The sequence below is a fragment of the Pelolinea submarina genome (genome assembly GCF_003966975.1).
Classification (GTDB): Bacteria; Chloroflexota; Anaerolineae; order Anaerolineales; family Anaerolineaceae; genus Pelolinea; species Pelolinea submarina.
The window spans coordinates 1,348,733-1,371,206 of record NZ_AP018437.1 but is presented as its reverse complement, the minus strand read 5'-3'; the positions used below and the strand labels follow the sequence as shown (position 1 = coordinate 1,371,206).

22 protein-coding genes are annotated in these 22,474 nt (G+C 50.7%); 11 read left to right on the top strand and 11 right to left on the bottom strand.

The window, feature by feature from the left end; all coding sequences use genetic code 11:
- Nucleotides 1–62: 62 nt before the first annotated feature.
- A complete protein-coding gene (locus Pelsub_RS06085) occupies nt 63–521 on the top strand; it encodes a DMT family transporter (protein WP_116224616.1) in 459 nt (152 codons plus the stop codon).
- 77 nt (nt 522–598) lie between these two features.
- Here Pelsub_RS06085 and Pelsub_RS06080 read toward each other — a convergent pair whose 3' ends face one another.
- The 4 genes from Pelsub_RS06080 to Pelsub_RS06065 are packed head-to-tail and all read right to left on the bottom strand — an operon-like array spanning nt 599 to nt 5,002.
- On the bottom strand, nt 599–1,930 hold the full coding sequence (locus tag Pelsub_RS06080) for an HlyD family secretion protein (protein WP_116224617.1): 1,332 nt from the start codon (nt 1,928–1,930) through the stop codon (nt 599–601).
- A gap of 27 nt (nt 1,931–1,957) precedes the next feature.
- Entirely contained in the window at nt 1,958–3,088 is a 1,131-nt protein-coding gene (locus tag Pelsub_RS06075; protein ID WP_116224618.1) for an ABC transporter permease, read from the bottom strand.
- 20 nt (nt 3,089–3,108) lie between these two features.
- The gene (locus tag Pelsub_RS06070; protein WP_116224619.1) at nt 3,109–4,056 is read right to left on the bottom strand and encodes an ABC transporter ATP-binding protein; all 948 of its coding nucleotides are present in this window, start codon (nt 4,054–4,056) and stop codon (nt 3,109–3,111) included.
- Nucleotides 4,043–5,002: an ABC transporter ATP-binding protein gene (locus tag Pelsub_RS06065; protein ID WP_116224620.1), complete on the bottom strand. Its 960-nt coding sequence runs from the start codon at nt 5,000–5,002 to the stop codon at nt 4,043–4,045. The genes Pelsub_RS06070 and Pelsub_RS06065 overlap by 14 nt, the downstream gene beginning before the upstream one ends.
- Nucleotides 5,003–5,177: 175 nt before the next feature.
- Between Pelsub_RS06065 and Pelsub_RS06060 the strand changes: the two genes are divergently transcribed.
- Nucleotides 5,178–6,416, top strand: coding sequence for a sensor histidine kinase (locus tag Pelsub_RS06060; RefSeq protein ID WP_116224621.1), 1,239 nt, complete (start codon nt 5,178–5,180; stop codon nt 6,414–6,416).
- 1 nt (nt 6,417) lies between these two features.
- On the top strand, nt 6,418–7,071 hold the full coding sequence (locus Pelsub_RS06055) for a response regulator (RefSeq protein WP_116225030.1): 654 nt from the start codon (nt 6,418–6,420) through the stop codon (nt 7,069–7,071).
- Between the two features lie 167 nt (nt 7,072–7,238).
- Here Pelsub_RS06055 and Pelsub_RS06050 read toward each other — a convergent pair whose 3' ends face one another.
- The 4 genes from Pelsub_RS06050 to Pelsub_RS06035 form a co-directional block, all read right to left on the bottom strand.
- Nucleotides 7,239–8,495 carry a DUF5667 domain-containing protein gene (locus Pelsub_RS06050; protein WP_116224622.1) on the bottom strand — a complete coding sequence of 419 codons (1,257 nt, stop codon included), beginning with the start codon at nt 8,493–8,495 and terminating at the stop codon, nt 7,239–7,241.
- Nucleotides 8,488–9,051 carry an RNA polymerase sigma factor gene (locus Pelsub_RS06045; RefSeq protein ID WP_116224623.1) on the bottom strand — a complete coding sequence of 188 codons (564 nt, stop codon included), beginning with the start codon at nt 9,049–9,051 and terminating at the stop codon, nt 8,488–8,490. The genes Pelsub_RS06050 and Pelsub_RS06045 overlap by 8 nt, the downstream gene beginning before the upstream one ends.
- 76 nt (nt 9,052–9,127) lie before the next feature.
- Nucleotides 9,128–9,685 (bottom strand): nuclear transport factor 2 family protein, encoded by a 558-nt coding sequence (locus tag Pelsub_RS06040; protein ID WP_158675003.1) that lies wholly within the window; start codon nt 9,683–9,685, stop codon nt 9,128–9,130.
- 74 nt (nt 9,686–9,759) lie between these two features.
- Nucleotides 9,760–11,064 (bottom strand): MDR family MFS transporter, encoded by a 1,305-nt coding sequence (locus tag Pelsub_RS06035; RefSeq protein WP_116224625.1) that lies wholly within the window; start codon nt 11,062–11,064, stop codon nt 9,760–9,762.
- A gap of 410 nt (nt 11,065–11,474) precedes the next feature.
- On the opposite strand from Pelsub_RS06035, the gene Pelsub_RS06030 reads away from it, so the two are divergent.
- The 5 genes from Pelsub_RS06030 (at nt 11,475) to Pelsub_RS06010 (ending at nt 16,868) form a co-directional block, all read left to right on the top strand.
- The gene (locus Pelsub_RS06030) at nt 11,475–12,686 is read left to right on the top strand and encodes an MFS transporter (RefSeq protein WP_158675002.1); all 1,212 of its coding nucleotides are present in this window, start codon (nt 11,475–11,477) and stop codon (nt 12,684–12,686) included.
- A 105-nt stretch (nt 12,687–12,791) separates the two neighbouring features.
- Complete coding sequence (locus Pelsub_RS06025) at nt 12,792–14,006, top strand: MFS transporter (protein ID WP_158675001.1); 1,215 nt, start codon at nt 12,792–12,794, stop codon at nt 14,004–14,006.
- 20 nt (nt 14,007–14,026) lie between these two features.
- Nucleotides 14,027–14,749, top strand: coding sequence for an alanyl-tRNA editing protein (locus Pelsub_RS06020; protein WP_116224628.1), 723 nt, complete (start codon nt 14,027–14,029; stop codon nt 14,747–14,749).
- A 143-nt stretch (nt 14,750–14,892) separates the two neighbouring features.
- A complete protein-coding gene (locus tag Pelsub_RS06015) occupies nt 14,893–15,843 on the top strand; it encodes a nucleoside hydrolase (RefSeq protein WP_116224629.1) in 951 nt (316 codons plus the stop codon).
- Between the two features lie 185 nt (nt 15,844–16,028).
- On the top strand, nt 16,029–16,868 hold the full coding sequence (locus tag Pelsub_RS06010) for a DegV family protein (protein WP_116224630.1): 840 nt from the start codon (nt 16,029–16,031) through the stop codon (nt 16,866–16,868).
- 42 nt (nt 16,869–16,910) lie between these two features.
- Here the strand turns inward: Pelsub_RS06010 and Pelsub_RS06005 are convergent, their stop codons facing one another.
- From Pelsub_RS06005 to rsmI, 3 genes are all read right to left on the bottom strand, one after another.
- A complete protein-coding gene (locus tag Pelsub_RS06005) occupies nt 16,911–17,642 on the bottom strand; it encodes a head GIN domain-containing protein (protein ID WP_116224631.1) in 732 nt (243 codons plus the stop codon).
- A gap of 19 nt (nt 17,643–17,661) precedes the next feature.
- Nucleotides 17,662–17,865, bottom strand: a complete 204-nt coding sequence (locus Pelsub_RS06000) for a hypothetical protein (protein WP_116224632.1) — start codon at nt 17,863–17,865, stop codon at nt 17,662–17,664.
- A gap of 93 nt (nt 17,866–17,958) precedes the next feature.
- On the bottom strand, nt 17,959–18,627 hold the full coding sequence (gene rsmI / locus Pelsub_RS05995; protein ID WP_116224633.1) for a 16S rRNA (cytidine(1402)-2'-O)-methyltransferase: 669 nt from the start codon (nt 18,625–18,627) through the stop codon (nt 17,959–17,961).
- Nucleotides 18,628–18,823: 196 nt separating this feature from the next.
- On the opposite strand from rsmI, the gene Pelsub_RS05990 reads away from it, so the two are divergent.
- The 3 genes from Pelsub_RS05990 to Pelsub_RS05980 all read left to right on the top strand — a co-directional run bounded on the left by Pelsub_RS05990 (nt 18,824) and on the right by Pelsub_RS05980 (nt 22,414).
- The gene (locus Pelsub_RS05990) at nt 18,824–19,636 is read left to right on the top strand and encodes a ZIP family metal transporter (RefSeq protein ID WP_116224634.1); all 813 of its coding nucleotides are present in this window, start codon (nt 18,824–18,826) and stop codon (nt 19,634–19,636) included.
- Nucleotides 19,637–19,648: 12 nt separating this feature from the next.
- Entirely contained in the window at nt 19,649–21,241 is a 1,593-nt protein-coding gene (murJ, locus tag Pelsub_RS05985; RefSeq protein WP_116224635.1) for a murein biosynthesis integral membrane protein MurJ, read from the top strand.
- Between the two features lie 66 nt (nt 21,242–21,307).
- Nucleotides 21,308–22,414 (top strand): hypothetical protein, encoded by a 1,107-nt coding sequence (locus tag Pelsub_RS05980; protein ID WP_126440415.1) that lies wholly within the window; start codon nt 21,308–21,310, stop codon nt 22,412–22,414.
- The last annotated feature ends 60 nt before the right edge of the window (nt 22,415–22,474 follow it).

Sequence of the window (22,474 nt, the reverse complement as noted above, 5' to 3'; positions counted from 1 at the left end):
TGGTTTATTCACTGGTAGAATTTCCCAACTCGTATAACCATTTTGATTCCCCAGGAGGATCTATGAAGAATCTTATCGTCATCGGCGGTATTACTGCCACAGCCACCGGCTTAATCATCGCTGTCCAATCCATGTGCAGCAATCGAGCAGGAGAACTCATCGGGCCAATCAACACAGGTTTTTGGACTAATATTCTCGGCGGTGGTCTTGCCGGATTATTTATCCTGGGGATCGGCTTAATCAAAGGATTTGATTCGGTTAAGATCACTCCTGCTTCATTTAACTTGACGCTTTTAGCCGGTGCTTTGGGTATTTTTATTATTATGGGCGTCGCTTATTCCATATCCATTGCCGGATTATCAGCCGGTTTGGCCGCCATCATTCTGGGGCAAATGGCGTTCGGCGCGCTGGCTGACGCCCGCGGTTGGGGCGGTCTGGATCCCATCCCGCTGGATTCACGCCGGATAATCGGCCTGGTAACTATGGCTGTTGCAGTATTCTTGTTGTTCCCCAAAGATTAAGATCACGAATAGTGTCATCGAAAAGCGCACCGGGTAAACCAGTGCGCTTTTATTATTTTTAGGAAATTATCGGTAAACTACTGGATAAATTTAACGTCTGCCGGCATGCCTGATTTCAGATCATGATCGGGGTTCGGAAGGGTGATCTCTACCGCAAACACAGTGGACTTACGGCCCTCCACCGTCTGCACATTGCTGGGAGTAAACTCAGCCTCATCCGAAATATAAGCCACCTTACCCGTATAGGATTTCTCCGGGAAGGAATCCACCGTGACCACTACATCCTGTCCAAGATTGATCAAACCATATTGGTCCTCGGGAATATATACAGTAACTTTGACTTCATCCAGGTTCCCAACCTTCATAACCTGGCTGCCGGCGTTCACCAACTCACCCTCTTCCAAATTCTTCAATAAAACGACACCGCTGATGGGCGCGTACACCTTCGTCTTTTCCAGTTGAATATTCAGGGTTTTTACATTGGCTTCCGCCGCTGACAAATTTGCCTGAGCCTGATCCAGCGCGCTTTGAGCTTGTTGTACCGCCGCGGCAGCGGATTGGACTTGCAGAGAATCACTGCCCACCTGTACCTCAGCCAGCAAATTACGTGCGTTGTCGAGTTGAACCTGTGCCACAGCCGCAGCCGCACGCGCGTCCAACACGTCTTCAGCGGCGGTCGTGTTCAGTGCCTGGTCGTATTCTTTTTGCACATTTTCCAGGTCGGCCAAGGCCAGGTCGTATTGATCCTGAGCATTTTCCTCTAACGCATCGTTGTCCGCAGCGTCTTTGGCAATCTCCAGGGTGCTGTCGGCTGCCCGCAGGGTGTACTGCGCATTAGCCAACCGTTTTTCCAGGTCAACAAAACCCGCATTATTGGCATCCGCCAGGACCTTATCCATTTCCTTCAACTTCGCGTCCAACTTGGTTTGTGCATCCGCCACCACGTTTTGGGCAGCTGTAATTTCCTCCGACTGGGTGAAATACCAGGCCGGGCGGTCGAATTCATCCAAGGGTGATTTATCCCAGGTCGTCTGGTAATAATCCGGCATGGCCGATTGGGCTTGCTGTGCCACCAGGTCATACTGTATCTTGGCGGTCGCCAATTGGTCTTCTGCAGCCTGGACGGCCATCTCGGCTACTTTGCGGGAGGCTTCCGCCTGGTCATATTGCGACTGCAGCAGGTCGTCTTCCACGCGGAAGAGTAAATCACCCTTCTGTACTTCATCGCCTTCTTGGGCCGCCACTTCGGCAATCTTTCCGCTCACTTCAGGCGCGATATTCACACTGGTCGATGAGATCGTACCGGAAGCTGAAAGCGCCTCTCCATTTTGGTTCAAGCCGCCGCAGGCAGCGGCCAGCAGCCCAATTACAACCACTGAAATAATCAGCATAGTTTTTTTGTTTTTCATCACATGCTCCTTATTATTCTTTCGAATTTAAATTTTCTTTTTGAAGGTAAAAACACTGGCCGCGAAATAAACCACGCTCAATAAAAGCATCGGCCAAATTGAATCCCACATGTAAAACCCGCTCACTCCCTTAAGCATGATGCCGCGCGTGATTTCCAGGAAATACGTTACCGGCATCAATTCACTGAACCAATAGGTAAATGGCGGCATACCATCGCGGGGGATCATAAGACCGGATAAGATAATGGCCGGAATCATCACGATGAATACTGCCAGGTAAATGGCCTGCATTTGCGAGTCGGATAAATTGGAGATCAGTACGCCGATGCCCAGCGATCCAATGCTGAAGATCATGCTCAATCCGACCAATTCGAGAAAGCTGCCTTGCATCTGCACGCCGAAGATCCAACTTCCCACCCAAATCAAGCCGATAATATTGACCAGCGCGACAACCATGTAGGGTACGATCTTTCCCAGCATCAACTCCCACCCCTTAATGGGCGTAACGATCAGTTGTTCCATGGTTCCCTGCTCTTTCTCTTTTACGATGGCTAACGCGGAAAGCAAGAGCAATTGAACCTGCAGGACAATGGGGATCAAGCCCGGGATCATATACATCTTGCTCTCCCGGTTGGGGTTATAGAGCATCTTGATATTGGTGTCGATGGGCATACTGAACGACCCGGACAAGCCGCTCACCTCCAGCTGCTTGACCAGAATATTCTGGGAAGCCATTTGTGATATGGCGGCAAGTTTTAATTGGATTGTCTCAATGTCGCTCGGGTCGGCGGAACCGTTGATATATAGCTGTACCTGCGTGGACTCGTTGGTCGCGATCATACGCCCGAAATCCTCCGGTATAAGCATGCCAACCTTCACCTTGTCGCGATGGATCAGGTCCAGTAGTTCTTCCTCGCTGGAAGCCGAGTAAACATAGGCAAAATCCTCACCGTTTGTGTAATAGTCAATATAAGCCCGGCTTTCTTCCGTACGGGAATAATCCACTACTGCCAGTGGAATTTCCTTCGACTCGCCTGAAACACCAAAGCCCAACAGCAGCAGCAAAAGCGCAGGCAGCAGCAGGATCAGAGCCATGGTCCGCGGGTCGCGGTAAATATGCCTGAATTCTTTCTTAACAATTGTTAAAAATCTATCCATTCTTAACTCCAGTTCTTCATCTACTCGGAAATTTCCTCAGATGCCTGTTCTTCAATCATGGAAATAAACACGTCTTCCAGCGAAGGTTGAATGAACTCATAATGCATGACTTCCACGCCTTCTTTTTTCAAGCCTTTCAATATGGCATTCTTGATTTCCTCTTTAGCCAGCAAAGCGTGCAGCTGGGCGCCATGTAAAGAGACTTCCAGGACATTGGATTGGGATCGCAGAAATTTTTCCGCTTTCCCCGGCCGGTTGCATTCAATCGACAGCAAAAAACCGGGTACCTCCGACTTGATGGTATCCGGACTGGCGATTTTGATTAGACGGCCGTTATACATCATGCCGACCTTGTTGCAGAACTCGGCCTCGTCCATATAATGGGTGGTAGCCAGGATACTGACGCCCTGCCCGGCCAGTCCATAGATAAAGTCCCAAAACTCGCGCCGCGCAATCGGGTCCACACCCGCAGTGGGTTCGTCCAGGAAAAGCATAGGCGGGTTGTGCACGACCGCGCAGGCCAGGGCGACGCGCTGCCGCCACCCTCCCGGAAGTTCGCGTACCTGTTCATTAGCAATTTCCCGCAAGCCCAACTCATCGATGAGGCTCTCCACACGCGCGGATTGTTCATCCGCCGGCACGCGGTAGATACTGGCGTAGAACCGAATATTCTCGCGGCAGGTCAAATCGTGATACAGGGAGAACTTTTGCGACATATAGCCAATGTTTTGCTTGATCGATTCCGCGTCCTGAGCAATATCCCATCCCAGCACAAAACCTTTACCCTCGCTGGGTGCGATAATCCCGCATAACATGCGGATGGTAGTGGTTTTGCCGGCGCCATTTGGCCCCAACAGGCCGAAAATCTCCCCCTTGGGGATGTAAAAATCAACGGAATTAACGGCTGTAAAATCGCCGAACTTCTTAGTCAGTCCGAATGTCTCTATTGCATTTTCATAGTGATTCATGATTGCCTCTTGAAATACCGGCCTGATAAACGAAGACATCCTCCATGGAGGGCGTTGTCTGCCGCAGCAGGCGCGTATCCAGCGCTTGCGCATCCAATTCTTTTTGCAATTCAGCCAGAACCTTGTCGGTGAGTGATTTTTCAACAGTAATGCGGAAAGCATCCCCCACCGGCCGCCAGTCATAAATTCCATCCAGCGTTGAGATCAATTGTCTCGCCGCTTTACGCGGCTTGGCCTTCACTTCCAATATGTCAAAGGGCAAGCTCAGGCGCAAGTCGGAGGTTGAACCGTTGGCGATCACCTGACCATGATAGAGGATGGCCGCTTTGTGGCAGCGTTCAGCCTCATCCATATAAGGCGTGCTGACTATAACCGTCACCCCGTCCTCGACCACAGAAGCCAGAATTTCCCAAAGCTCGCGGCGTGATACAGGATCCACGCCGGTGGAAGGTTCATCCAATATCAACACGCGCGGGTTGTGGACCAACGCGCAAGCCAGGGCCAGTTTTTTCTTCATGCCGCCGGAGAGGTTGCGTGCCCGGCGGTGCTGGAACTGCCCCAAATGAGTAAATGCCAGCATGCGTTCGATACGTTCATGGCGCTGGTCAAGCGGCATGCGCTGGATTTCGGCGAAGAAATTGAGGTTCTCAATCACGCTCAGATCCTGGTACAGGCTGAAATTTTGAGGCATATACCCTATCTGTCCGCGCACCTTTTCCACTTCGGTCTGGACGTCAAACCCGTTGACACTGGCCTTTCCTGAAGTGGGTGAGATAATGGTCGCTAAAATCCGCAAGGTGGTCGATTTTCCGGCGCCGTCCGGGCCAATCAAGCCGAACAAAGTGCCGCGGTTGATTGACAGGTTCAGGGATTCGAGCGCAAATTCTTCTTTTTTTGCGTTATATTTTTTGCACAAATCTTGTATGTAAACGATAGGTTCGTCCATGACTATTCGATTTTCTCCATCAAACAAGATGATAGAAGAATCGGTGTTTTTAACCCAGATTTGGAATGCCACTTCTCGAATACCCAACCGCCATTACACAATATGGCGAATGCCACCCGCCCGCCTCCCATTTGGGACATGGCAGGTTTAAAGTTGAAAGTGGTAATATGATGATATGGATGAGCGGGTAATCGAACCGGGGCTTTTACGGATTTTTCGGAACTATTGCAAATTTGCTATCTGTTATTTTCTTGGGAACTACCTGTATATCTTCGCCACGACCGGCAAGTTAATTTCCGCGCTAAGCCTGCTTTACTTATCCAATTCTGTAATCTTCTTACTTTTATTGGGAATTTTGTATTGGGGGTGGCTGGAACGCAGAACAAAAAAATTATTCTTACCCATTTCGTTGTCAATCGCCACGTTGGGACCGATTTTTTCCAGTGCATCAATATGGCCGCTGCAGATAAATGATCCATTGACGGATATCATCTTCCGAAGTTGGATACTTTTTCCAATCTTTATTGTCCCGATCGTCCTGGTAGCCTGGCAGTATTCTCTTGCTTTTACACTCTCGGTGGTCGTTCTCACTGCCTTATATGACTTGCCTTTCATTTTCCTCAGCGCAGGAACGGAAACACTACAAGTGATTCCGTTCATCGGCGTACCCATTCTGCGCTCCATCGCTCTGGGTATGGTGGGTACCATCGTCAGCCTGTTGACCAAAACTCAACGAACGCAAAGAAGAAGGCTGATGGAAGCCAATGTTATTTTAAGCGAACACGCCCACACCCTGGAGCAGCTGGCCGTCAGCCGCGAACGCAACCGCCTGGCGCGGGATCTGCATGATACCCTGGCCCATACCTTAAGCAGCCAGGTGCTTACTCTGGAAGCACTCAAGTTATCCGTTGATCCCGGAGATAAGGAATTGAATCATTCACTGGATCAGTTAATTGATAATTCACGCAGGGGGCTGGATGAAACACGACGGGCACTGAATGATCTGCGGGTAAGGCATTTGGAAGACCTTGGATTGGTTACGGCTTTAAAAAAGCTGCTGCAGGACACTGCTTCTCGTGGAAATTATGCCACTTCTGCCTTCATCTCAGAATCCCTTCCAATCCTCTCTGAAAGAAAAGAAGAGGCAATTTATAGGATCGCACAGGAAGCATTGGAGAATATCATCCGCCACGCTGATGCCAAATCAATTCAATTAAAATTACAGTATGAGAACCAGGTCCTAACCCTGGAAATCTCAGACGATGGCTGTGGTTTTGATCAGGAACTCATCAAGAATAATGAGCGCATGGGAATTAAAGGCATGCGCGAAAGGGCCGCGGAAGCCGGAGGATCATTCTTTATGGAGACAAACCCTCATCAGGGTACTGCCATACGGGTTGAATTTGGAGTTTGATGTGATAAAAGTAATTTTGTGCGACGATCAATTAATCGTCATCGAAGGGCTGCGCAAGATCATCGAATCCGATCCCGAAATTAAAGTAATCGGATATGCAAATAACGGGGCCGAACTGATCGAATTGCTGGCAAATCTGGACCCGGATCTTATCCTGCTCGATTTAAAGATGCCCGTTATGAACGGTATCATCGCCACACGCAACATCCGGCGTGATTTTCCCAATATTCACGTCCTGGCGCTTACGACATACGATGACGATGAATGGGTTTTTGACGCGCTGCAAGCAGGAGCTGAAGGTTATCTCCTAAAAGACCTGCCCCCCGACCAGCTTATCCAAGCCATTAAGGGAACCATGAAAGGCAATGCCTATATCGATCCCAAAGTAACAAAAAAAGTGATCAAACAAGCCCGATCCACCACTGATTACATCGAAAGCCCACGTGATTTTGATTTGACCGAACGAGAGAGGGAAATTCTCGTGCTGATCGCGCACGGATTATCCAATGCCGATGTGGCTGAGCAATTATTCCTGTCGGAAGGTACCATTCGCAATTACACAAAAAGTATTTTTAAAAAATTGGAAGTGACAACCAGAACACAGGCGGCAGTCCTGGCTATTAAATATGGACTGGTCAAACTTGACCAGATCTAAAATGTTGGCTGAACACCTGCCGCAGCTTAGCGCGGGATTTCGAAGCCTACACCAAAAAAAAGCAATACTTCAACAAGTTTATTGGTCGCTCTTTATTTAAAAAAACGGCTGTGAAGTTGCCTTCACAGCCGTTTAATCATCTGGTTTATATCTGTACTTTTAGAAGGCTACTTGCCACCTTTGCCTGAACCACCCTGGCCGCCTTCATCTCCATCGGTAGTGGCAGTACCGCCGCCCTGCTGCGCCTGGCCATTCTCGCTGCCGGAACCCGCTTCTTTAGTCCCCAGCCAATCATAATCGTAATCATAGGAGTACAAGAAGCTATTATCTTTCAGGCAGAAGAGATTCAGGGTGCCTTTCTCTGTCGCGTTGGGGATATTGCACGTTACCGTGTCGCCATCCGCTGAGCAGGCATAGCGTGCGCCACCAATTTCTGCGTATACACCCAATTGTTCGGCATTCGCAACCTGGAACGTAAAGGTAGCATTCTGGCTATCACCGCTGGCGTTGATGAATTCGCTGCTGCGCACTTGGGCGCCATTTCCGGTCGTCTCGGCGGCATCGTCAACAGTCTCTGCGGTCAGATCCTCGCCTTCGGGCAAATCGCCGCCCTCATCCGGTACTTCTTCATCCGATACATCTTCTACCGTTTGATTGATACGCAGCCTGGTTTGGGTGTTGGTTTGCAGCATTTCCTGCAATTGCGTGCGCGTCTGGTCGCCGTTGGTTGTCTCTTCATCCTCCAGCAACGACTGCATCTGGCGGGCTTGATCCTGCAGCTGCTGTTCCAATTCGGTGCGCAGACGGATGGCTTCATCCGGATCCTGCGCTTGAACAGCCGCCAGAAGCTGCGTCATGGCTTTGGTCTGTTTCTCATAACCGGACGCAGCTTCATCGAGGTCATCCTCGCGGCCTTGCGCCATCAATTCCTGCATCTCTTCCATGCGAGTCTGGATGAGATGTAAAGTCAGTTGGGCATCGCCCTCATCAGAAGCCAATGCTAACTGTACATTCTCGGTCAGGTTTTTCACGGGATATAGTGTGTCTCCCGGAAGGGCTTCGCCGGACGCGTACACAACGCCAGTTCCGGTTACCATGGTCAGTAAGGTGGTAATAATAATTACCCAAGTCATAGCAAACCTCCGTTTGTCTGTTTGCCATGTATAACGATTTGGGCGCGAATTTGTTACAACGGATGGCCGTTCCGGTAATTGGTTCAACAATCTCACCTTCGTTTCGCGCAATTCCTGCTGGAGCAGATTGTTCTCTTCAGCGGTGTGGAATGCATTTAAAAGGTGAAAAGCCGAAGTCAACTCACCGGATAGCTGCGGATAACGACGCAAGCATTCTTCTACTGTAAGCTTTCCGTCTTGGACCTGCGCCAGGCAGCGGTCAACAATGGCAGCTTTCCTTTTTTCATTCATTATCATCACCCATTAAATCTCGCATCTTCTTTAAAGCCCGATATTGGACCACGCGCACATTGCCCTCAGAAATACCCATGATTTGCGATATTTCTTTGGGGCTCATTTCCGCATAAAAACGCAGTACCAATACTTGACGGGAAACATCGTCCAATTTTTCCAGCCGACCCATTAGATATTCCTGGGCTTCCGCTATTTCAACCAATTTTGCTGCATGCGGCAGATGATCGGGTTGTTCCGCCAATATTTCCAGGCCGATCTCCGGCTTGTGACTGCGGTGATAATCCACCATGGCATTGTGCGCCATGCGGTATAACCAGGCGCGGAAATTCATGCCGCGCCCTTTCTCGCCAAAATTCGGCAGGTTTTCCCAAGCTTTTAGAAATACCGTTTCCATCATATCCATAGCTGTATGGTGTTCTCCGGTCCGATAAAACAGGTAGCTGAAGATTTGGCCCGCATATTTTTCATATAGACGGCCAAAAGCTTCCTTATTTCCCGCAATGGCTTCCTGAATTAACAGTGTTTCACTGCCTGATTGATCGGACTGCGGCATATATCTACTTTCTATAACGGATTTAAGCGGATTCTGTTACAAATCCGCTTAATCAGTATAAACAAATTTCGATGGATTAATCTACAGGCATGGCCCAATGCAGTGTATGAAATTTCCATTGTTCATTCTCGTGAACAAGCACCGCACTGAAAACCAGCGGCCAGGCATAACCCGTCCCCAACGACCATTCCCGCAGCCGGCGCAGGCCAAAATGGATAACCTCCATCATGACCATATCGGCTTTATTATGATTACCGCGCATGACATCCAGCATCTCACGCATCTGCTGAAGGTATTGCTCCATAGCCTCGGCATGCTCCACCGTTTGGATTAACTTCCCACTGGCAGTCAGCCAGGCTGTTTCGCCCATGCATGTAATGCGTGCACCCGGCACGTCAAACTGCACCTCGCCCCAATACTGCCAATCTCCGGCGATGATATCGCGGATCTGCTGCCGCCCCTGGAACCACTCCGGGCCGCCGCGTTTCTGCGCGCCGATTCCGATCATTTCCACTTCATTGTTATCGGCAAACAAACGCATGGCTTCATCCAAACGCACGGCGTCGCGCGCCAGATACAGGTCCTGGAAATGCCCCAGCACTTCCCGCACCTGCTCTACTTCGTTAGTTGACATTTCTCCTCCTAAACAGGTCAAGCACATTTCTTATAAAGAAACGGCAAATTATCAAATCTTTATTCCCACTCGCGTCATTCCGATGTCAGCAGCGGTTTTTCGGCCTCAGCCAGAGACTCGACGAGTAGTTCTTCTTCCCTACCGGCACTATATAGACGGCTTTCAATCAGCGCCCCAACCTTGAAATGCAGGATTAGAAAACCGATCACCGATAGCATCCCGACGCCTCCGGCCACGAACCACAACAGGCGCGGATCAAGGTTGTCCATGATCAGGCCCGCTCCCAACGGCCCGAAGGCTACCGGGATGATCCAGGCAAAGGAGCGTATGGCCATATAACGTCCGCGCATGTCTTCCGGCGCGAAATCCGCCACGATAGCCTGCTCTTTCGGCGCGTAAATCATTTCGCCTATCGTGATGATCACCATGGCGCTCAGGTAATAGTTATATGAAGCAATGAACCCGAACATGGTGAAACCGATCACGTACAGCACGTTGCCAAAGGCAATTGCCAGCATGGGCTTCCACTTGGCCGTCAGGCGCGTGAACAACATTTGCAGCACCACCACCATGAAAGCGTTCAGGCTCAGCATGTAACCGAACTGCCCGGATGAGAACCCAAGGGAATTGACCATGTACACCGACATGGAGCTGTTCATGTTAAAGTACATCAACGTTGACAGGATGGACACGAAGATGAAGGCCATAAAGACCTTATCCCGCAGTACCTGTCCATATCCCTGCAAGGTTTCCCGGAAAGATTCTTCCCTGGCGGTTTCTTTGCGAGCACTTTGCGGCCGGGTTTCCGGCAAATAGATGAATACAAATACCGCGACCAACAGACTGATAACCACATCCGCGAAGAACAACAGCTCGAAAGAGCGGCTGGCCATAAATCCGCCGATAGCCGGGCCGATGGTAGCGGATAAATTGAAGACGATGCGGAACATGCCGAAGGCATCTCCGCGCAGTTCTTCAGGTACCAAATCCGCGATCATAGCTTGACGAGCCGGACCGGCAATATCCTCAAAGATACCTACGATGGCAATAGCAATGTAGAACACTACGATGTTCTTAATCACAACCATCAGCAGGGCTGAGGTCGCGCTGGCAATCAAGCCGAAGATCATATTGGTCTTGCGCCCAAAGCGGTCGGCCATCGCCCCGCCCAACACATTGCCAATCACACCGGAGGTCAGCGCCCAAACCAGGAACATGGTGCCCACCTGGGTCATTCCGACGTTAAATTTCTGAGTCAGGTACAGCGAAAAGAAGGGGAATACCAGCGATCCGCCCAGCATATCGACAAATGAAACGAACATGAGCAGCCAGAAATTTCGGCTAAATTTGCGGTATGTCGCTTTGATTTTAGAAAGCATTTTTACTCCACGATGATTGATAAGTCCTGATGAGATAGTACTCACCCACCTGGAAACGCCAACAATGCGCTTCCGACAGCCTCTACGGGGTTTGGGGGTTAATGAAAATAAGGGGAAAATAAAAAAACCGCAGGGCTTTTGCTCTCCTGCGGTTAATTAAGCTTCTAAGCTATTTAATTAAATACAGGAGGCCGGTTGTATTCTGTTCTGATAAGAAAAACTTTATTGATCATATTTCTGCCTCCTTTAATGATTGATTAGATAGTTTGTAGATTTTATTCTGAAATTGTCGATACGTCAATGGATTTTTGTATTACAAATGATTAAGATATTGGGGTAATTTGTAATAAGCAAGGCGGTCAAGTATAATACTCACTATTCTCACCCCATCTCAGTTTCAAGGAATCAAATTGGCCAACCCATACCCGCAAGACGCCCAGGCGCTAACCCAAGAGCAAATCTCCGCTGAAAAGGAAGTCGGTGAATTTCCCCTACTGAAAACCATCCTGATCTCCTGCGCGCACCTCACCAACGATACCTATTCCGGGTTTGTTTCCCCGCTGATCCCATTTTTGATCACCAACCTATCCCTGATGAAGGTTGAGGCCAGCCTGTTCCTGTTCTTCTTCCAGGGTTTATCCATCCTGCAGCCCCTGATCGGCCACCTGGCCGACCGCTACGACCTGCGCAAGGTCGCGCTGTTCGCCCCGGCTGTGACCGGTATCTTCCTCAGCCTGCTGGGGAACGCTTCGACCTTTCCCATCGCGCTGCTATACTGCATCCTGGCAGGTGTTTCGTCTGCCGCCATGCACGCCATCCTGCCAGCCCTGCTGGGATCGTACACCGGTAAGCACATCGGCAAGGGCATCAGCTTCTGGATGTCGGCCGGCGACATCGGTTTCATCGTTGGCCCGTTGGTCATCACAGCAGTAGTAGCAACCTATTCCACCACAGCCACCCCCTGGCTGATGATCGCCGGTATCCTGGTGTCTATCCTGTTGAACATCTTCTTCCGCAATGAACCGCATCCGGTCCAGCACGACGGCCAGCACAAAGCCATCCCTACGCGCGAATTGCTGCGCTTCATGCTGCCGTTGGGCGGATTGATCCTGATGAACTCGCTGCTGCGCAGCTCCATCTCCAACTACCTGCCGGTTTACCTGACCGAAGCCGGTGCGGGCGTGTGGCTCTCAGGCGCATCCGTCAGCATCATGCAGATCTTCGGCCTGGTCGGTATCGCACTGGGCGGCATGGGCAAGGATCGCTTTGGCTATAAATTCGTGATGATGGCTTCCATCGTGCTGTCCAGCAGCGGTATGCTGCTGTTCGTCTATTCAGACGGATTGCTGCGCGTGGCCTCGCTGGCAATTCTGGGCATCGCCCTGTTGATGCTCATGCCGGTCGCCATGGCTACCGTGCAGGAATTCTTCCCCCAGAACCGCTCGCTGGCCAACGGCATCTATCTGGCGCTGATGTTCGGTATCACAGCGCTGACCGGTATATTGAGCGGGTTCCTGTACGATCACCTGGGCGGACAAACCTCATTTATGATTGGCGGTTTAGTCAGTTTCCTGGCACTGCCCTTCATATTATTGATGCCCAAGCAAAAGATGACGCACTAAAAGAATTCTCATAAAGGGTTTTCCTTCCCGCGCGTATCTGCGCGCAGAGTTATAATAGGTTTTTTTATCCTTCCAACCGGAAACGCATCGAATCAAGGGAAGCCTGTGGCCAGTTTTCATTCATCGAATTTGCAGCCTGCCATCACGGATGACAGCATACCCCAGGCCGCGGACGAGTTCCAGGCGTTTAAAGCGGCCAGCGTCTCCAGCGCACACGCCATCAACGATACCTATTCCGGCTTTATCTCCCCCCTGCTGCCCTACCTGATCGACAGTTTTGCCCTGGTGAAAGTACAGGCCAGCCTGCTACCCTTCCTGTTTCAGGGCGCGTCCATCCTGCAGCCCGTTATCGGCCATTGGGCCGACCGCTCCAACCTGCGCAAACTGGCCTTGTACGCCCCGGCCGTCAGCGGCATCTTCCTCAGCCTGCTAGCTGTCGCCCCCAGCCTCCAGACTGCCATGTTGTACTGCCTGCTGGCCGGTATCTCCTCCGCCATGATGCACGCCATCCTGCCCGCGCTGGTGAGCGGCTACTCCGGCAGGAGCACCGGCAAGGGCATGAGCTTTTGGCTGGTCGGCGGCGAATTGGGCGTCATGCTGGGCCCGCTGATCATCACAGCCGTGATCGCCTCCGGGTTATTACCCAAGGCGCCCTGGCTGATGCTGGCCGGCATCCTGATCTCCCTGCTGTTGAACCTGCTAATTAAAGACGAGCCTTACCACCCGGCCGCCGCACACAGCCGGCAGAGTATCCCTTTCAAAGCCCTGGCGGCGGTGATGCTGCCGCTCAGCGCGATCATGCTGATGCGCGCGCTGCTGCGGACCGGGTTGGAGATCTACCTGCCCATCTACCTGAGCGAACGGGGCGCGGGGGTATGGCTCTCCGGCGCTGCGCTGAGCTTCCTGCAAGCTTTCGGGGTGCTGGGCGTCGTGCTGGGCGGCCTGGCCAACGACCGTTACGGTTTCAAACCTGTACTGCTGGTCTCGGTACTGTTTTCCGGCCTGGGCATGCTGGGCTTTGTTTTCACAACCGGCGCAGCGCAAGCCCTCAACCTGGGCCTGATCGGCGTGTCGACCACCATGATGCTGCCGGTCTGCATGGCTATCGCCCAGGATCATTTTCCGCAGAACCGCTCGCTGGCTAACGGCATTTACATGGCCAGCCTGTCCGCCCTCAACGCCATCATCGGCGTCCTGACCGGGTTCCTGTATGATCTATTGGGCGGGCAAACCACCTACCTGATCGGCGGCCTGGTGGTTTTTCTGGCAATTCCGTTCATCTTTATGCTGCCAAAATTGGAAAAATCTCCTAAAATATAGAGAAGGCAGGTATACACCCTATGACAAAATTACTTTATCAAACCGACAGTTACTTAAAAGAATTTCAAGCTACCGTGCAGGCGCTGGACGAAGAAGCGCATGCCGTCATCCTCGACCAAACCGCTTTTTATCCGGGCGGCGGCGGCCAAGTGGCCGATAAAGGCATGCTCAAGGTCGACGGGCAGGAATTCCCGTTGGTACGGGCCAAACATGGTCCCAACGGAGTCCTGCACATTGTGGAAGCGGACCATGCGCTGCCGGCAGTGGGCAGCACGGTCACCGGCGTGTTGGACTGGGACCTGCGCTATAAGAACATGCGCACCCACACCGCCATGCACATCCTGTGCGGCACCATCTACCGCGATTTCGGCGCGCACGTCACCGGCGGCGACATGGAACCGCTGAAAGGCCGCATGGATTTCGAGTTCGAATCCATGACGCACGAGCTGGTCGATGTGATCGACGCGGCCGTCAATAAGGAAGTAGCCGCCGCGCGCGACATCCGCGTAGCCATCCTGCCGCGCGAGGAAGCTTTCCAAATTCCCGATCTGATCCGCACCAAGATCAGCCTGCTGCCCGGGGGCATCAAGGAAGTCCGCACCGTGGAAATCGTTGGGTTGGACTTGCAGGCCGATGGCGGCACGCACGTGCATAACACCTCGGAAGTTGGCCGCATGCACGTGGTGGATTACAAAAGCAAAGGCAAGATTAACAAGCGTATTTACGTCGAACTGGACGAATAAAAAAATATCCGCATAGATTGCAAACTTGTTCGGAAAATCTTGTCTTTTTTTTCAATAAAAAAACGACATTTTTTAAAATTTCGAATTTATTATTCCAGAATAAGATCATTAAAATGTCTGGGAGAGAACTGGAGGTATGACAAATGACAGAAAAAATAATTATTGACACCGATCCTGGCGTTGATGATACTTTGGCGATTTTTTACGCACTTGAAAGTGAGGCTCTCGAAGTAGTTGGATTGACCTCAGTATTTGGGAATGTAGATACCAAACTGGCAACTCAAAACGCGCTGCGCTTGCTTGAAATTGCCGGCCGCAGCGATATTCCTGTTGCGCAAGGGACGAAAAAACCATTGGACAGACCTTACTCAGGCCCAGTACCGCATATTCATGGCGAAGATGGTCAGGGTAACATCCATTTGCCGCCGCCAGAGAAAAAACCTATTGATCAGAGCGCAGCAGAATTTATCGTTGAGCAGGTAGCGGCTCATCCGGGTGAAATCTCTCTTGTGCCCATTGGCCCGCTTTCCAATATCGCACTCGCGCTCCGCCTGCGCCCTCAGATAGCAAATGAAGTCAAACGGGTTGTACTGATGGGCGGGGCTGCACTTGTACAGGGAAATATCAATCCAGCCTCAGAAGCGAACATCTATAATGATCCCGAAGCTGCTGATATTGTCTTTAGCGCTGGATGGGATATTACTATGGTAGGATTGGATGTAACCCATAAAATTTTAATGTCACAGGACCAGATAGCCAGATTCGAACAATCCAATAAAAAGACCTCTCAGCACATTAGTAATGTGCTTCCGCTTTACGTAGAATTCGCGCATAAAGCATTAGGCAAACCCGGAATGTACCTGCATGATCCCAGCGCTATTGCTTACATGATAAATCCATCATTATTTGAAACGCAGCAGTACCCGTTGAAAGTGGAAACTCAGGGAATCAGCCGGGGTAAAACCTGGGTCTGGACGCAGACAATGGACTTTCCCCCGGAGAATTTTGGATTTGATGTTGATCACAAGGTAACTGTAGTTCTCGACGCAGATTGCGACGCAGTCATCGATTCCATGCTTGAGAAGCTGACCTAAAAATTAGTGAATGATCTGATATCTTTTTCACAATAGGAAAAAGATATCAGATTTCATGATATGAGATTCTATATTGAATAAGCGCAGCATTAAATTTTCTTGACGCATTTATTTCGAAACTACTTTATTTCCACGGGGGTTAATTATGTAAAATAATAGTATCAATACGAACAAGGAAAATATCTATGCTAAAGATTGTAATGGATACAGCGGGAGATCTGCCCAGCGGATGGCAGGAAAAATACGATATCGATCTCATCCCAATTAACATCATTCACAACGGCCAAAATTACCTTCAGGGAATAGACATCCATTATGATGATTTTTACCGGATCATGGAAACCTCGGATGTATTGCCCTCCACTTCCCAACCCACTCCTTACCAATTCGTGGATTTCTACCGAAAAATCGCCAAGCCGGAGGATACGGTGCTTTCCATTCACGTAACCGAAAAATTGTCCGGCACCATGGACTCCGCGCGCAAAGCGGTTGAGGAATTGAAAGGCGAATTGAACATCATCCCCTTTGATTCAGCCTCCGGCACCATTTGCATGGGTATGATGGCGCGCGAAGCGCGCGAAATGGACCGCGCCGGAAAGACCATTGAAAATATCCTTGCCCGCCTGGATGTTATTCGCCGGCAAATGGAGCTGGTCTTCACGGTGGACACCCTGAAATTCGCCAGCATGAGCGGGCGCGTCAAGCACCTGCAGTTTGCGCTGGCTTCCATGTTAAACGTCAAGCCGATCATTGAACTGAAAAATGGGCTGTTGGAAATGGGCGAAAAAGTCCGTTCACGCAACAAGTCCATCGACCTGCTCATCGAAAAAATGAGAAAAAAGTTCAATGGGCAGCGCATCATCATCGGTGTGCTGCACGCCCACGATCCACAGAGCGGGATTGAACTGATGGAAAAGGTCATCTGCCAACTGAACTGCACTGAAGCTATTTTTAGCGAAATATCCATATCGCTGGCGGCCCACTTTGGGCCCGGAACGCTCGGCCTGGCCGCTTATCCGGAATAAAGAGAAAAGCTCTGGCATGCCAGAGCTTTTTTATGTTTTGCCTTATTTGCTTCCCAGGGAATTCACTTTTCCCATTCCACTGATATCCATATTTATGGTCGGGTCGCCGTAATAATCCACATTGCCCATGCCGCTCAAATCCAGGGTCAATGTATCCGCGGCCCAAATCTTGGCACTGCCGGTACCGGAAATTTTCACTTTTGCCGAACGGCTGTATAAATCATCAGCCTGATAATTACCCGCACCGGATATGCCAATATTTTGTTCCGTCACCTTCCCGGCAATATTCACGTTGCCCAGCCCGCTGATCTCCATATCCAGTTTATCCGCGGCCAGGTCAGCGATGTTGATATTGCCTGCCCCGCTGATATTGATATGCAAGTCATCCGTTTCCAGGGACTTAATTTCAATGCTGCCAAGACCGCTGGTCTCAACTGCATTCAATTGTTTGACGGTTAAATGATAGACGATATCTCTCGTTGGTTGAAGGTTGACATTCTCCCGCACACCCAGATACAAATTTTTACCAGAAACATCACTTTGGATATATTCCAGAAAATTTTCATCTGCGGTAATCTCGAGTGATTCTCTGTTGCCCTGTGTAATAACCAGTTTGCCGATGCCGTTTAGATCAACCGATTGAATCCCGGTAATGTATCGAGATTCCATTTTAGCCTGGCCCGAACCGCGTACCTCTATCATTCGAACCGGCAGCCCGCAACTGCTTAATAAGAGTAAAAGCAGCAGGCAGGCGGTAATTCTGGCTTTTTTCATAAGGCCTCCGATAAATGTTTTAGAAAGAAAAACGGAACCAATCCGTCCCGAATATGATCGACAGGAAAATCCAAATAAAAATCAACAGGAAGATTGTGCCACAGCCGCAGCCCATGCAGGATCCGCTGCCATAACCAAACCGGCGCTGAAACCAGCCATAAATTTTGTCCAAAAAGAACAGTTTGAGCAGCCCTGAGAGGCATCCGGAATTGCGATTATCCATCGTACATAAATCCTTTCAAATTCTCTTTATTTTGTGTGTCTGCTACCATATACGTACTATTTATGCTTAGGTTTTCCATACAATTTATGTATTTTAATAAACAATCAACATGAACTCGCTTTTACGGTTCTTGATCTGCGGCAGGATTTCATTAATTGTCCCATGCAAAATCTTTTCGCTTTCCAGGGTTAAATCCAGCGCCAGGGTGATCAGGCGGTTCTTTCCAAAAGACTGTCGAATCTCCAGCAAGAGTTTTTCCAGCCGGTAGGGAGTATCCATCAGAATAATCGGAACATTCATCGCAAGCAAAGCTTTCAATTCGGATTGGCGCTGGTCAGTCTTGCGCGGTAGAAAACCGGCAAAATAGAACCGGTCCATTGACAAGGGCGAAACCGAAATAAGCGCCATTAAAGAGGAAACACCCGGAACAGGAATGACAGGAACCTGGAATTCGCCGGCCAGTTTTACCAGGTAAGTACCCGGATCGGCAAAAGCAGGCGTCCCGCAGTCGGAAACCAGCGCCAGCTTCTTGCCGGAAAGCATCAACTGTAGCAGCTCCGGCGCTTTTTCTTTTTCATTATGCTCGTTAAGCTGGAGCAGTTCTTTTGCCGGAATATCCAATTTCTTTAGCAGCGTACTGCCCTGCCGGAACTCCTCGCAAACAACCGCATCCGCCTCACGCAGCACTTGCAGCGCGCGCAAAGTAATATCCTGATAGTTGCCAATGGGTGTCGCTACAATGTACAAACAGCCTATTTTCATTTCAATCCTGTAATCCAGTTAATTTCATTCAAGTAATTATAATAACGTATCCTGGTATCCTGTCCAAATAATTTCTCAGTTAGAATTTTCGGATACCATCTCAAATACTCTAACTCAATGCTTATAATAAAAACAGTAAAATTAGGGCATTATTTATAGAAAATTCATATAAACAGATATATAAAAGAGGAAATTTATGGTTGCCTTTTTTGAACAATTTTCACCTGTCATCCAATCTTTGATTGCGACAACCTTTACCTGGGGGGTTACCGCGCTGGGAGCAGCGGGTGTCTTTCTTTCGAAGGAAATTAATCGCAAGTTAATGGACGGTATGTTGGGATTTGCCGCCGGTATTATGATCGCGGCCAGCTACTGGTCGCTACTGGCGCCTTCCATCGAGATTTCGGCATCACTGGGATTACCCGCTTATATACCGCCGGCTGTCGGTTTTATGATGGGCGGCGTGGTTCTTTGGAGTATTGACCGGCTGCTGCCCCACCTGCACATGGGCTTGCCGATTTCATCCGCCGAAGGTATCAAGACTTCCTGGCAGCGCAGCATCCTGCTGGTGCTGGCTATCACCCTGCACAACATTCCTGAAGGCATGGCTATCGGTGTAGCCTTCGGCGCGGCCGGTGTAGGCATTCCGGGCGCCACCGTGGCAGGCGCGGTTGCGCTGGCTTTAGGCATTGGTCTGCAAAACTTTCCGGAAGGGCTGGCGATTTCCGCCCCGCTGCGCCGCGAGGGCCTTTCACGCGGCAAGAGCTTTTGGTACGGCCAGCTTTCGGCTATCGTGGAACCCGTGGGCGCCATGATCGGCGCAGCCGCTGTTATTTCCATGCGCCAGCTGCTGCCCTACGCGCTGGCTTTCGCGGCCGGCGCTATGATCTTCGTGGTCGTTGAAGAATTGATCCCTGAAGCGGAGCAGGGCCAAAACACCGACATTGCCACCGCCGGAGCCATGATCGGCTTCACCATCATGATGGTTCTGGATGTGGCCCTGGGATAAACTGAGTAATCAATGAGTAAATTAACAAAGCTTTCCAAAGCAGCCATCCTGGTATCCGTCAGTTTTGGCGTCAATAAAGTCCTGGGCATCCTGCGCCAGCTGATCATCGCGCGCCAATTCGGCCTTTCTTCCGACCTGGATGTATTCAACGTAGCCAACAACGTACCGGACATGCTTTATGCCCTGATTTCCGGCGGCGCATTGGCGGTTGCCATCATTCCGGTGTTGACGGAAGTGATAACCAAGGAAAACCGCGAAGCTGCCTGGAAAGTTTTCAGCCAGATAGCCAATTTCGCATTTCTGATCACCGCCGCGCTTTCCGTCCTGGTGGCAGTGTTTGCCTGGCCGCTGGTACAGCATCCCTGGGGCATCTCCCCCGGATTTTCGCTGGAACAACAAACCCTGGTGGTACACCTGATGCGCCTGAACCTGATCGGCACGTTGATATTTTCCATGGCCGGTCTGCTGATCGCCGGGCTGCAAGCCAACCAGCATTTCCTGCTGCCGGCCCTGGGGCCGATTCTTTACAACGTCGGCCAGATCTACGGCGCGGTCGTACTGGCGCCGGAGAACGGTTATTCTTTTGGGCCGCTGACCTTGCCCGCCTACGGGTTGGGCTTAAACGGCCTGGTGTACGGCGTATTGCTGGGATCCGCCATGTATTTCCTGATCCTCATCCCCGGCTTGGTCAAATATCAATTCAAGTGGTCGCCCAAGATCAACCTGCGCGACCAGTATGTGCACAAGATAATCAATATGCTAGGCCCGCGCGTGGGCGGCATGCTGCTTTACCAGCTTACCTTCATTGCCCGCGATAACATCGCTTCCCGCCTACCTTTGGGGTCTGTTTCTGCCCTGACCTACGGTTGGATGATCCTGCAGGTTCCCGAAACACTGATTGGTACAGCCATCGGAACCGCGCTGCTGCCCACCCTATCCGAACACTTTGCCAAAGGCGAAGTGGAGCAATTCCGCCGGACGATCACCCGTATCAAGCAAGTCATGATTGCCCTGGCCGTGCCGTCCGCAATTCTGCTGGCAGCCGTGTTGGGCCCCTTCCTGGATTTCGCCTTCGGTTTCGACGCGCAAAGCACCCAGCTGCTGCTGTGGGTTTCACGGGCTTTCCTGGCCGGATTGCTGAGCCACGTACTGTTGGAATTGGGCGCGCGCATTTTCTTCGCCCGTCAAAACGCCGTTTATCCATTAATCGGATCGGCAGTCAACCTGGTTGTGTACATCCTGTTCGGCGCCCTGCTGGCGAATCCGATGGGCGCGCCGGGGATCGCCCTGGCCGACGCGGCCGCTTTCACAGCCCAAGCCGCTTTCCTGTTCCTGACGTTCGGTCTTGTCACACTGAAGGAAAAGGGAATTCAACGAAATATCAAGCATTTATGGCAGGTTACCGCCGGCCAGCCGGATACCAAAGCCACTTTCCTGCGCGCCCTGTTGGGCAGCCTGATCGGCGGGTTGGTCATCCTGCTGATGTTGAACACGCTGACCGCAGCCCTGCCCAGCCTGGCAGTCGGACTTTTGGCCTCGCTGATCGGCATGGCCGTGGCGTTGTTCTTTGTCAGGAAAGAATTGAAGATACTGGTCAGTATGTAAACAATATAGAAATATTGAAATCTTCTCAGGAAATTGAAAAAAGATAAAAAAGGTATAATTGCTGCCATGCCCGCAAAAAAAGAAGACACACAAAAAATAAATACATCCTCAACCGCCAATAAACCCGGCGGCGACACCCAGCAGATCAAAACCTCAAGGGAAAAATCCCTGACGGTGAAGAAGCCCAAGCTATGGCGGGTGATTGTATTCGGTATTTTGTCCGTTATCATCCTTGCCGTAATTGGCGGTGGGCTGGGTTATAAACGCGGTATCAATGACCGCTTAAATCAGCAAAACGAGCAGATGCTCGGCGAAGCAGCCTTGCAGTATCAATATGGCGTGCAGCAGTTGAACAATGGAAATTACGATCTGGCCCGCACCCATTTTGAATATGTGCTGAAGGTATATCCGGACTTTCCCGGCCTGACCGAGAAATACACGGAAACGATGGTGAAGATCGCGCAATCGAACGAACCTACTGCTACACCGGCAGCCACAGCCACACCCGATAACCGCGATGTGGAAACCCTGTTCGCCCAGGCTTCACAGGAAGTCCAAAGCCAGCAGTGGGAAGCAGCCGTGAACACGCTGGAAGCGCTGCGCAACGCCGATTATTCTTACCGCACCATTGAAGTGGACGGCATGTATTACGTCGCCTTACGCTACCGTGCGGTTCAGATGATCCTGAATGAAGGCAATCTGGAAGAAGGGCTTTACTACTTCTCCGTTCTTGAAAAATATGCCCCGCTGGATAAAGAAGCGGTTAATTACTCCACAGTCGCCCGCTTGTACTTGACCGGTGCCAGCTATTGGGACCTGGATTGGCAGCAAGTGGTGAATTACTTCTCACAATTGGTGGCCTCCATGCCCAGCCTTTATGACGGCAGCATGACCGCTTCGGAGCGCTATTACTACGCCCTGATTTACTACGGCGACAAACTTATGGACGAACACGACGCGTGCGGCGCGGAAGACCAGTACAATCTGGCCCTGGCTATGACCGTAACGGATGATTTGCAGTCCAAGTACAACAAAGCTTATGGCGTTTGCCACCCGCCGACCAAGACACCTACCGAGGAAATCGTGGAGGATATCCCGGTCGAAGAAACCATTGAACCTTCAGAACCTGAAGTCGTCCCGACAGACATAGTATCACCAGAAGAACCTGCTTAAGCCGATGGCAGCGGCGATACAGACAGCACCGGATGATATAAATTTATAAAATAATAGCAA